General features: G+C 61.0%; 12 protein-coding genes. All 12 read right to left on the bottom strand.

Translation table 11 applies throughout. The annotated features are described in order from the left end of the window. Positions 1 to 2,471 (bottom strand): MobF family relaxase (gene mobF, locus AB7D48_RS16145; RefSeq protein ID WP_427981285.1); only part of this gene is annotated, 2,471 nt, incomplete at its 3' end. Positions 2,472 to 2,522: 51 nt separating this feature from the next. Further along, the gene (locus AB7D48_RS16140; protein WP_427981283.1) at positions 2,523 to 2,930 is read right to left on the bottom strand and encodes a hypothetical protein; all 408 of its coding nucleotides are present in this window, start codon (positions 2,928 to 2,930) and stop codon (positions 2,523 to 2,525) included. Between the two features lie 52 nt (positions 2,931 to 2,982). Next, on the bottom strand, positions 2,983 to 3,207 hold the full coding sequence (locus tag AB7D48_RS16135) for a hypothetical protein (RefSeq protein WP_427981280.1): 225 nt from the start codon (positions 3,205 to 3,207) through the stop codon (positions 2,983 to 2,985). 4 nt (positions 3,208 to 3,211) lie between these two features. After that, positions 3,212 to 5,077 carry a type IV secretory system conjugative DNA transfer family protein gene (locus tag AB7D48_RS16130; RefSeq protein ID WP_427981278.1) on the bottom strand — a complete coding sequence of 622 codons (1,866 nt, stop codon included), beginning with the start codon at positions 5,075 to 5,077 and terminating at the stop codon, positions 3,212 to 3,214. Between the two features lie 3 nt (positions 5,078 to 5,080). Continuing rightward, entirely contained in the window at positions 5,081 to 6,121 is a 1,041-nt protein-coding gene (virB11, locus tag AB7D48_RS16125; protein WP_427981276.1) for a P-type DNA transfer ATPase VirB11, read from the bottom strand. Beyond that, entirely contained in the window at positions 6,111 to 7,316 is a 1,206-nt protein-coding gene (virB10, locus tag AB7D48_RS16120) for a type IV secretion system protein VirB10 (protein WP_427981274.1), read from the bottom strand. The genes virB11 and virB10 overlap by 11 nt, the downstream gene beginning before the upstream one ends. After that, a complete protein-coding gene (locus AB7D48_RS16115; protein WP_427981272.1) occupies positions 7,313 to 8,239 on the bottom strand; it encodes a TrbG/VirB9 family P-type conjugative transfer protein in 927 nt (308 codons plus the stop codon). The genes virB10 and AB7D48_RS16115 overlap by 4 nt, the downstream gene beginning before the upstream one ends. Further along, positions 8,236 to 8,928, bottom strand: a complete 693-nt coding sequence (locus tag AB7D48_RS16110) for a type IV secretion system protein VirB8 (protein ID WP_427981270.1) — start codon at positions 8,926 to 8,928, stop codon at positions 8,236 to 8,238. Before AB7D48_RS16110 ends, AB7D48_RS16115 begins: the two co-directional genes overlap by 4 nt. A 6-nt stretch (positions 8,929 to 8,934) precedes the next feature. Beyond that, positions 8,935 to 9,231, bottom strand: coding sequence for a type IV secretion system lipoprotein VirB7 (locus AB7D48_RS16105; RefSeq protein WP_427981268.1), 297 nt, complete (start codon positions 9,229 to 9,231; stop codon positions 8,935 to 8,937). Continuing rightward, positions 9,232 to 10,152 carry a type IV secretion system protein gene (locus tag AB7D48_RS16100; RefSeq protein WP_427981266.1) on the bottom strand — a complete coding sequence of 307 codons (921 nt, stop codon included), beginning with the start codon at positions 10,150 to 10,152 and terminating at the stop codon, positions 9,232 to 9,234. 8 nt (positions 10,153 to 10,160) lie between these two features. Beyond that, on the bottom strand, positions 10,161 to 10,349 hold the full coding sequence (locus AB7D48_RS16095) for a hypothetical protein (RefSeq protein WP_427981264.1): 189 nt from the start codon (positions 10,347 to 10,349) through the stop codon (positions 10,161 to 10,163). Positions 10,350 to 10,516: 167 nt separating this feature from the next. After that, positions 10,517 to 11,242 (bottom strand): type IV secretion system protein, encoded by a 726-nt coding sequence (locus AB7D48_RS16090; protein ID WP_427981262.1) that lies wholly within the window; start codon positions 11,240 to 11,242, stop codon positions 10,517 to 10,519. Positions 11,243 to 11,252 lie beyond the last annotated feature (10 nt).

Below are 11,252 nucleotides of genomic sequence, written 5' to 3'. Positions count from 1 at the left end.
GGATCGCCAATCATCACCAGTTGGAATTTTAGCGCCGCCTGCTGGGCCACGATCGCATTCAATTGGCGCGTGCCCAGTAGTCCTACCTCATCGACCACCACGACCGATTTGCGATCGAGCCGGATCGAGCCGCGCTCTACACCCCGCAAAAAAGCCGCGACCGCCCTGGTATCACCCGCCGGGATACCCGCCCCGGCCAAATCATCCGATTGCCGCCACGCCAGGGCAATGCCATGCACGGCCCTGCCATCCTCCTGCCAGGCCCGAACCAAGGGCTTCAGCAACGTGCTCTTGCCGGAACCCGCCACGCCGATGGCCAGGCCAATCCGCCCGCCAGTGCCCAACTGGTCGATAATCTGCCGCTGCGCCCTGCCATGCGCGCTGGTAAAATCGATCTCCGGGAATGCGGCTGCCGCCGTCGCGATGGCTTTACGTGCGAGGGCTGCACTTCGATCCCGCGCCCCGACCCGCGCCGTTTCAATGAGACTCTGCTCCTCACGCAGCTCCAATGAGGTGGTGATTGCCACCCGGTCCCTGCCCTGCCGCCCCGGCACCCGGCCCCAGATCAAGGCGGCATCCTCACCCTGACGCTGCACACCCCGCTCCCGGAAGGCTTGGGTCAGGGCATCCACGTCATTAGCCTCGCCAATCCCTGCCGCAATTAACCCCTTGGCGGCGGCGATCCTGGCATCAGCGCCATCGATCACCGCCCTCCGGTCAAACTGCTTGCTCAGCAATGGCAAAGCCGCCTGAAAAGCACTCTCCAGCCGCTGCTCCCGGCTCGGCAGCGGGGCAATTTCACTGGGGCGCAAGACGCTGCGATGCCGGTAGCCCAGCCTCGCCGCCATCGCGCGCCAAGCGGCAAGGTCGCTGACATCATCGCTCTTGGCTTCGCGCGGGTTTTGCACCCCGGATTTGAGCAGGGCGATTTTCCGGGCGGGCGCGAGATCATCCCACTCAAGCCCTTGCGCCCGCGCATATTCGCGCGCCGCCTCCGTGCCGCTTGCTGTCCGCTTGCTGAACTGCGCCACGATGCTTTCCGGCACAGCGGAGAGGTTGGCCATCTCGGTGCGGGCATCGAGCTCCACCGCCACGCCATGGGCGCGCAGATGATTGGCGAGATAGGCCTGATACAGCGCGCCCCATTCATGGATCCGCCCTTCAAGCAAGGCGAGGTTGATGCTGCCCACTCGCCCGCTCGGCGTCTCCACAATGTTAAATACGGCGACATGGGTGTGCATCTGCATGTCGCCCGGCGCCCGGCCCTGCGTGCCGGTCAAGGTATGCAACTCCGTCACCGGCTCCCCGCGCTCATCCGCCCGCACGATCTCAATCGTGGGCCGCGCCGCGTAATGATCGAAGGACACCCAGCCAATGGCGCCAGCCTCATAGCCGCGTTTTGCCGCATCCCCGATCGAGGCGCGACCGATCTCATGCTCGATGACTGTCAGGACATTGCCGATCGCGTCCCGATGCGCCTGATGCAGCATCGCCTGTTCGGCTTTGGTGGGGGCAAAGGCCCAAGCTATGGAAAGAGATTTAGGCGCGGAGAAGGTCAAGTCGATATAGCCAATCCGCATCTTGGCCGCTTCAAGAATGGCGCGGTATTGGCGGGCACTCAGCTCCCGGCCCTCGGCATCCCGCCCTGCCAGAATTTCCGCAAGTTGTTCGGGGGCAGGTGTTTTGTCCTTCACACCCAGGCCCGAGAGCAAACGCCGCACCGCCCGTTCGGCCTCTTCAGCGTGCAACGCCTCACCATTAGCCTTCCGCCCCACCAACATCCGCTCCAATTGCTCGCGCGTTGGCGCTTGTGCCACATCCAGCCCAAAAATCTGCGCCAGTGGCAGGCTCGAGGCGCGCCGCACCTTCCCTTCGATGGCGCCGCCATCGGCGCGCTGGCCATTCAACAGGCACGCCACCTCATCTGGCTTCAGCCCGCGCCGCGGCTCAATCCCCAGCCGCCGCGCCAGCAGCGGGTTCATATCCCGCCTCGGCGTTGCCGTGGCGCTGCTGCGGTCGGGCGTACTGGCGGCCGTGGCCATCGCGGCGTCCAAACGTTCACCTATGCCCTCGGTGAAAGCGGCTTCTGTACTATCCACACCACCTTCATTGCCACTGCCGATGCCAAAACCAGATCCAGCCCCAAACAAACGCGTCAGACAGGCCAATGCCTCGTCCCGGCCCGCCAGCCCCGCCGCCGCGAAGGCCGCGACGGCATGCAAGACCAGCGCATCCCCGCTTTGTTCCAGGCCCGTCCCCCAAGACACGCCGCTCTCGGCAAGGCGCGCCATTTCTGCTTGCACCAGCCCATCCAGCATATCCCCCGCCAACGGCGCGCCACCCACCATAAGCCGGCCATAACGAGAGGCGGCGGCATCGGCGAGCGTCGGCGGCGTCACACCCTGCTCATAATATTCCGCCATCGCCGCCATTTCCGGGGACAAGGTCTGCTGCAATAAATGTTCGCTCATGAATCGTGCCGCCGCCGGTGTTCCTGCCGCCCCAGTGCGATAGGTCAGCATTCAACCGCCCTCGCCATCCATGGCCTGACCCTGCGGCCAATCCGATCCGTTATGGCCGGGCGAAACGTCGGCAGGCGGCCCGCCAAAGGCCTCGCTCAGGATTTGCGCCAACCCGTCGAATTTGCGTTCCACATCGCCAACAGAAGCATCCAGTTCCATGATCGCGGCGGTGAGACCCTGCAGGGTCGTGAGCAGCGGCGAAGGTGCGGCATCCTCGGCGGCGAACTCGCTGAGCTTGCGCAGCAGCGTGGTCTGCACATGCAGCGTATCCAGCATCAGCCCCAGCGCGCCATTCATCGCCGCCTGCCCGGCATCTAACGCCGCCAGCCGCGCGGCAATCACCTCCAGGGATAAAGGTGGCGCTGGCTGCCCCCTGCGATGTTCCGCCGTGTCGCTCTGACGTTCCATCACAGGAGCGCAGGAATGCCGAAGCAACCCGGCGCGGAACCTCCAAGGATTGTCACGGCGTCAGCCGCCGCCGATGCGCCACATCCAAGGGCGGCGCGTCCAGATCATTGAGCGTTGGCTGGCGTGCGCTGTCAGGGATACGCGCCTCCGCCCGCGCCTCCCGCAACAGGCTCGCCGCCCGGGTGAGGGCCGCATTCATCTCCGGCGTGGATTTGCTGGCCACGGACAGCCAATACGCGGCGGCGGCACGGTCGAGATCGGCATCGATTTCAGACATTGGGTTATGCTCCTTCCCAGTTTGATTGCTGCTTGGCGCCGGTCTGATGTGCCGGCTTGTGGAAGCGGTTTTCCGCCACGCGCGCGCGCATCTCGGGACGCCTAAAATAAATCGCCCGTCCGCAGCGCAGCGGCGCCATGCCGCGCGCCAGCACGAACATCTCATCATCACGCACATCGTGCATCAACTCCGCTCTGCGGATCAGCGGCCGTCCGATTTCATGATAAGAAATATTCGAACCGCGTGAGAGCGAAGAAGATTGCATCGCTTTGCCGGATTTACCGGTATTCATGCCCTCGGAGCTTGCCATGACACCGAAGGTGCCAAACGAATTTTCCAACTCGGTGGCGGTATCCAGATCCTGTACCGCCGCATAGCAGCGATAAGACACACCGTCATACCAAGACCGCTTGCCCTGCTCGCCCCATTGTTCGACGATCTGCCCGCTCGATTGATAGAGCAACTGCATGGTGATGCCGTATTTGCGCCCGGCATCACGCGCGGTCTCTAGGATTTTCATATAACCAAGCCGGGCTGCCTCATCGAGCAGGAACAGCACCCGCCCCTGCATCGCCCCATCGGCCTCGTACACGGCATTGAGCAACGCGCCGATGATAGTGCGCGATATGCCAGGCTCTGTCTCCAGCGCCTTCAACGGCATTTTGAGAAAGACGGTTGCCTTGCCCGCCAACAGGTCAGAGGTCTTAAAACTGTTGCCAGAGACCAAATTGGCGAAGGCAGGGTTGGCGAGCCAAGTGGTCAACTCGGCCGCACTGCCGATTACGCCGCTGAATGTCTCCTCGACCAGCCCGCAAACCGGCCCGGCCAGCTGGCGCGCATAGAGGCTGGGGCTCGTCTCAAATATCCCGCGCAACACGGCCCGGACCTCCTTGACCGGCATGGCGATTGCCTGACGGACCGCCCGCAAGGTTTTGAGTTTTTCTGGCGCCGTCTGGTCGAACAGAATATGCGCCAGGAAGCAGCGCACGACATTACGGGCCATGCTGTCGAAAAAATCATCCTTCTTAGCTGCCGGCTTGTGATCCCCGCAGACCCAGGCCACCACGGAATCGATATTCGTTGCCGCCAGTGGTGAGGTGGTGTCGATCCAGTCCAGCACATTGAACCCAGTCCCCGCGCGCGGATCGAGTTCATGCACCTTGTGCCCCATCGCCTTGCGCGCCTCCCGCAGCATCGGCGCCAGTTCGCCAGCAGGGTCGAGAATGACCGCAGCGCCCGTCCAATGCAGCAGGCTGGAGACGGCCGTGGTGGTCTTAAAGCCGCCGCTCCCGATGATCATCAGAGAGTGCGTTGGCCCCTCCCGGCACGGGTCAATCAGCAGCGGCGCCTGCCCGCCCTGCCCCCAACTTTTGGCGTCCTCCGGGTCGAAGCGCCGTGCCGCCGCCTTGTCCTGATCGACCCGATAAGCCTCGCCCACGACGATGCCGCCAAAAGCCGGATTTGGCCCCGGAAACCGCTCCCGCGCCGCCCCCATGCTCATCCAGGCGGCACGGCCGTGATTATCCGTCACCGCCAGAGGAGATTTGACGATCCCGCCAAAAAGCGGCCGCCGGAGCTTTGGCCCCACCACGCGTTGGCCGCGATAGATCAGCGCCGCGATCATCAACCCCGGCGGCATAACGCCCACCCCGGCGCCAATTTTGAGCCAGAGCGCGACACGCGGGTTGCCGTCGAAATTCAGCGCATAGAGCCACCATTGCCAGAAAGGGTGGGCAAATGCGTGCAACAGCCCGGTCCCGAACAGAAACACAAAGGACGCCACCACCGTCCAGGCGATCAACGCCAGGATAATACCAAAACCGGCTTTGACGATGAGCTGCCCCGCTTGGTCTGAGAGGGTGATGCTCATGGCTCAGGCCGCCCGCAGTAAATGCGCCGCCGTCTCACCACGCCGCGCTGCATCGGCGGCGAACCAGACTTCGCCGATCTCATAAACCGCCCCTTCATTGTGGAACGGGATGATCAGATCGACGGCGGCGGACAAGAATTCCATCAGCGTTCTATCATCCCAACGCCCGCCTTGCGGGCTGCCCTTCACCAGCGCGAACAGCCGCCGGAAGGCCTGTTCGGGGTTACGGCCATGGATGGTGGTGATCGAGCCGGGATGGCCGGAGACGATCTCATTGATATAGGTCCAGGCCGCATCGTCGCGGAGCTCCTGCAACAAGATCCGGTCCGGCTTCATGCGCAGGCTGGCCTGCAGCAGCATCTCCGGCGTCACCCGCGCCGAGCCGATATTATCCTTGGCATAAAGCAGCCTGACATGGTTGGGCTGCGGGATCACCAGCTCCAGCGTATCCTCGATGGTGATCAGGCGCTCATGGTCCGGGATGGCGCTGATCAGGGTCTTGCTCATGGTCGTCTTGCCTGAGCCGGTGGCGCCACAAAGCAGAATAGTCAGCCGCGCCCGCACCGCGCGTTCCAGGAACTTTTGGATATCCCCTTCATCGTACAAAGCGAGCAAAGCGGCATAATCATGCTGCGCCGCTTGCTTACGGCCGGCCCAGAGATTCCAGCCAGTCACTCGGTAGCGGCTCACCAGCGAGTCGAGCGGCGCCACCGAGACCCCAGGCTTGCGGATGGTGATACTCAACGAACCTCGCGGCACGGCGGGCGGCATGCAGATTTGCAGCCGCTCCCCACCCGGCAGCTCCGTAGCGCAAAGCGGGCTGCGCGGCCCCACATCTTGCTTGCGCAATGCCCCGGCCAAGGTGGCAATATCCTCGAGGTCCGCATAATCGAACGGCACATCTTCAGCACGGAACTGGCCGCGCTGGCGCACGAACAGCTCGCCCGGCCGGTTGATGCAAATCTCCTCCGTCGCCGGGTCATCCAGCCAGGGTGCCAGAGGCTGCATCAGGTAATGCAGCAATTGCGCCGCCTCACCCGCCATCGCCGGTCTCCGCACCCGTATTGTCCAGCCGCAGACGGTACACGCTGGAAAAATCCAGATCATGCGCCACGATCAACGACACGGTATCGCCCTGGTTCTTGGTCAGTGTCGGCGGGATATTGATCGAATTGGCCAGTGCCGTATTGGCAACTGATTGCCCATTGCTTTGCGCGGCATAGACAAAGCCGAGGGCCGCCTGCTGCGAGGTCGAGTTGTTGTTGCCATTGCCAACCGCCGCCAGGGTTCCCGCCTGCAAGCCGCCCTGCACCAGGGTCAGCATCAGCGCACCGCCAAACCTATCCCAGAAATGATTATTCACCGCTCCCGGCAAACCCGCGCGGCCCAGCTCGTCGGAGCCAGGTGAATCCAGCGTGACGATCACATGATCCGGAGTCTCTGCCCGGGTCCAGTCGACGAACACCCGGTTCTGCCCCTGCAGCAGCCCGGTCTCCAACTGACCGACGATTTTGGTGCCGCGATCCAGCAGCACGACATTACCCGTAGCCCCCCTGATATCGATCGGCACAACACAGGTGACCAGCCCCGGCAGCTGGCTGTCGATGGCGGTTTGAAGGGTGCAGGGAATTATCGTGCCTTCAGTGATCACCATGTCCGGGTGCCGCATAACCGTGGCCTGTTCGCCATCCAGAATTGTCGGCTTCAACCGGGCCGCCAGAGGGGATTGATCGGGTGCTGGCAGGATCGCCGCCCCGCTAGGCTGAGCGCTCGCAGTGGATGCCGAAGCCTGCTGAACAGGCACGGGCACGCTCGAGCCAGAATATGCCAGGATCGGCGCCGATTGTGGTGAGGATTGCTGTGTAGCCCCAAGCAACGGCGCCTGTGCATCCGTTGGCGCAGGCAAGGTCTGTACAACAGGCTTGGTGGCTTGCGCGGGCGGGGCGGCAAATACCTCGCCCCCACTCGTGTACAAAGCTGGGACAGCGCCGCGTCCCACCGCCCGCTTATGGCTGAACAGCGCGTTGAACCAGATAAACCCCAGCCCCAGCACCCCGATCAGCGCCAAGAGACCGAGCTTGGTGCCAATGCTCAACTCCCGGCGCGCAGTACCTGCAACCGGCGAACGCCCATCCTCGACGGGTGATCCCCCTGCCTGAGATGCTGTTTGCGCCGCTGACGTTTGAGCGGCCGGGGCCGAGCCGGGAGTCTGCTGGCCGCCCGGAACCTGTCCGCTCATGGCGATGCCTCTTTCTGCGGCGCGCTTGGCGGCACAACGACCCGCGACACGTCCGGGCTAGTCGTCCCGGTTTCGGGATTACCACCCACCGACTGATAGCCAAGATTGTAGATATTCAGCACCGTGCCGCCATCGCGCAGCCGCCACTCCCGCGCGGTCTGGTCAAGCTGTACGATATCGCCATTGACCGCGTAACTGGCGGTGGCCTCCTTGCCATCCGGGTCGATCACGAAGATCGAAGGAATGCGCTGATTCCCGGCAAATTGCAGCAGGGTGGAATAGCCGTTATCCCACACCGCCACCGGCGCGAGGGAGCGGTCACCTTGGGCAACATAGCGGTAATTGCGCGGCCCGGCACTGGGATTGGTCTGCTCATCTTGCAGCGCCGCATTCGCCGCCATTTGCGTCGCCCGCCGCAAGGCCTGCTGGTTGAGCTGCTCCACCTTTCTGGCTTCAAGAGCCGCACGAGCCGCCGCAGCTTTGGCCGCGTCCGCCGGATAGGTGAACTGCACCGCATAGAACACGCCCTTGGCGCCATCCGCCGTGCTCGGCGCGCTCACCGTCTCGATCTCAAACACATAGCGGCGCAGCGACCCATCCGAGCGCTGGGTCAGCACAATAATTGGCTGCAATGTCAGCGCCGCACTGGGCTTGAGGAACAGATAATTCCCCTTCGGCACAGCCGCCAGATGCAGACTGTCGGCTTCCGCGACGGAGGTTACGGTTTCGTCGGGGGCGAAGCTGACCACCATCGTTGCTCCCACGATGGTCGATAAATGCACCACCTGCCCGGGATTATAGGCGACATAGCGCATGCGGCTGTCATACCGTCCGGCGACCGGGGTTTGATCCGCATGAGCCTGATGCGCCACCGCCATGGTCAGCCACCAGCCAAATGCGGCCGCTGCAAGAACCCGCCTCATGGTGCGGTATCCTCTTCATCCTGATAGCTGGTGATAATGATCCCGCCCGGATCGGTCAGGCGTTCAGCATCGGGCAAGGTGTCGACCTGCTCGAATTGTTCGGTGGCGGTCCAGGTGGTCGTGACAGCGCTATTCATGCCCGCCTCGAAAATCCGCTGATAACGCACCTGCGCCACACCCGGCCCGATCAGCGCCACGGAGATCGGCTCAACCGTGACCACACCGTTCTTGCCGATGGTCACTTGTGGGGATTGCGGGTTCGGATAATTGAACCAGGCTTGATACGCGGCTTTGGTGGCAGCATCCGACATGCCGGAGACAATGTCGTAGCGATAGCGCGCTGTGTCATAGGAGTACCCCTCGCGCATCTGCACATATTGCCAGAGGGCAGCGCGGATCACCGCCTGATGCGTGGAAGCCGGCAAGGTGGAAAGCGAAACAGAATCATCGATCGTGCCGTCCGGGCGGATCAGAAAATACACCGGCACCAATTTGGTCAACGGCAGCATGGAGGCCACAGCCCAACCCAGACCGGCATTGGCCACCATGGAAACCACTAGCGCCACCAAGGCACCTTTGGAGAGCAGCCGCGCTGAGCGCGTCCGCGCTTCCTGGAAGGACAGCACTTGCTTGTAATGCTGCTCCAGCATGGCGGGTGCGAGGGGGAAAGCACCTGAGGATTGGTCCATAGCGCCCTACCGATCCGCGACTTTTGGGGGTGCCGCCAAATCACGCGGCGTTGGCTGCCAATGCCCCGCATTCAGCGCGAAGAGCGGCCCGGACGCCACAGCAAGCGGATCAGGATTGGAGCAGCCCGCCAGGAGGCCGAAGGTCATTATGATCAGAAGAAACCGCAACAATCTCCCTGGAACCGCCAAGATCACGGGAAGAGGTTTTTTTGAGACAAGTTTCCGATAAGCCGCCCACAGCAAAAAGACCAAAACAGGGAGGTGTATGAGATTATTCGTTATTTTGAAGATGATTTGGTGCATCTACGCTCTCCCCGGAACTGGCCGCCCGCCACCGCGAACAGATTGCACCACGCGCCCCACCTGCATCGCAGATGACGCCATACTCAGCGGGCTGATGGCAACGCCACCGCCGAGATAGCTGGCCACCGCTGGTAGAAATGCACAAATCAGGCTGCCCAGCGTCAAAAAAACCAAGAACTGAATGCAGATGGTTACCGTTTCCGCTGTATTCGTGAAGCTCAGGTTTGTCATACTGACATTGAAATATGCCGCATCGCCATTGATGATAATGCTCAATACAATATCGATAAGCAGCGTGAGAATCGTCAAACCGATTAGCTTGCCGACGAAGCGGTCAGCGATTCCTCTCGTCGCCGTGAACAAATATCCCGCCAAAATAAATGGCCCGATTGAGACAATGACGTCAATCATGATTCTGGTTGCCTCGTAAATGAGGAACGTGATACCGATTGGAAAGACAATAAAATCCTGCAAAAGACCGAGCTCAACCGAATACAGAACATTGTAAAAATTGAGGTGCCGCTCGGCCGTCACGAATAATTCGTTGGCTTCGTTCCAGATCGCATCAAATTGATGCGCGGTAGGCTGCGAGCCTGTCACGCCAAGAAATGCCGATGAAAGCCAGTTTGGAATGCCCATCGAGAAAAATGAGACAATATACTCATTATAGAGCGTTGCCGACATCAACAAGCCAACAACCAGACTCACGGATATAATGCGTGAAATCCCTGTTCTCACACCAACATCGCCGCGCATGACGAGTATGCCCGTGAGAATAATCCATAGCACGATTATGAACGTTAGCGGACCCTGGATTGCCGCCATGGCCGCATTCACCGTAGCCGTCATGCCATTCGTAAATGGCTGTTGTATCGTTTGATCGAATACATAAAATGGATCGAGGTTGCTTGCACTTGCCATGGCTCATCTCATGGAGTTTTTGGTTTTGAATTCTGGGAGGGTGGCGGGGCATTGAATGCGGCGGCAGCGGTCGCATAATCCGCCCCCGCAAGCTGCGCATCAGCGGACGCCACATTCTGACAGGCGGCTGGCGTCATCGTCGCGGCATCACCGGCACAGCGCTGTTCATCTTGCTTCAGGATATTCGGATGCTTCACATACCATGCAGCGGAATGTATCTGCGACGGGGCCAATGCTGGAACTACGACAGACTGTCGATCTATACTTGAATTATCGTTGTGGCTCGGAAAAACCACCAGATAAAGCCCGCCACAGCCGACTATTACGATTAAGGCTCCGATTGCAAATTTAGAATTTATCATCGCTATTGCCCCGCATTATCTGCTGCTGCCGCCTGACTATAGTCAGAAGAGGCATTCGTCATATCCTCAACAAACTGCTCCTTCTCCTGTTGCTGCTGAGACTGCGCCTGCTCACTGGCCAGCACCTGAAGATTCTGCGCCTGCGCCTGTTGCGCCTGTACGAACTGGCTCTCCGCCGCGATACGGCCGTTGATCGCGTCAACCTGCGTGATGGAACTTGCCGCGTTCAGATCCGATTCCAAACTCGGCAATTCCTGCATGCGCTGCTGAATAGCGGCAAGATTCGTTGCCGCCATACCTTCGATATTGGCAATACTATTGCCGTTGGCATTCAATTGCGCGCTCGCAGCCGAGCCATCCGTTGGCGAATAAACGTGGCTTTGATCATAATAACCCGCTGCCGCACCAGAGGGCGAAGTAGAGCCGCCCACCAATCCCGCCATCGCATTGGCCACCGGCATCGGATTTTCAATGGACTGATTTTCCATCCCCGCCGCCATACCGAGAATATTGGTGGGGTTGGTGAACATCTGATAAGTCTGCTCAAGCTGCGATAATTGTGCCTTGAGCTGCTCGACCGCGATGACCGATTGCGCAGCGGTTTGAATATTCTGACCCAGATTGGCGCTATCGATCACCGCCATCTGCGCTATCGCATTTTGCGCCGCGCCCAGGTCAAGCATCACACCGGCGCTCAACATCACAGCCGCGAACAATGCTGGTTTCATAAGATCCTCC

This window comes from Acidocella sp. (assembly GCF_050253495.1).
GTDB lineage: Bacteria > Pseudomonadota > Alphaproteobacteria > Acetobacterales > Acetobacteraceae > Acidocella.
This window is presented reverse-complemented; position numbering and strand designations above follow the sequence as displayed.

Coding starts and splice junctions, on each gene's coding strand:
- AB7D48_RS16135 (WP_427981280.1), bottom strand. CDS start 3,207: ATGTCTGAAATCGATGCCGATCTCGACCGTGCCGCCGCCGCGTATTGG.
- AB7D48_RS16110 (WP_427981270.1), bottom strand. CDS start 8,928: ATGGACCAATCCTCAGGTGCTTTCCCCCTCGCACCCGCCATGCTGGAG.
- virB11 (WP_427981276.1), bottom strand. CDS start 6,121: ATGGCGGGTGAGGCGGCGCAATTGCTGCATTACCTGATGCAGCCTCTG.
- virB10 (WP_427981274.1), bottom strand. CDS start 7,316: ATGAGCGGACAGGTTCCGGGCGGCCAGCAGACTCCCGGCTCGGCCCCG.
- AB7D48_RS16115 (WP_427981272.1), bottom strand. CDS start 8,239: ATGAGGCGGGTTCTTGCAGCGGCCGCATTTGGCTGGTGGCTGACCATG.
- AB7D48_RS16130 (WP_427981278.1), bottom strand. CDS start 5,077: ATGAGCATCACCCTCTCAGACCAAGCGGGGCAGCTCATCGTCAAAGCC.
- AB7D48_RS16090 (WP_427981262.1), bottom strand. CDS start 11,242: ATGAAACCAGCATTGTTCGCGGCTGTGATGTTGAGCGCCGGTGTGATG.
- AB7D48_RS16105 (WP_427981268.1), bottom strand. CDS start 9,231: ATGCACCAAATCATCTTCAAAATAACGAATAATCTCATACACCTCCCT.
- AB7D48_RS16140 (WP_427981283.1), bottom strand. CDS start 2,930: ATGGAACGTCAGAGCGACACGGCGGAACATCGCAGGGGGCAGCCAGCG.
- AB7D48_RS16100 (WP_427981266.1), bottom strand. CDS start 10,152: ATGGCAAGTGCAAGCAACCTCGATCCATTTTATGTATTCGATCAAACG.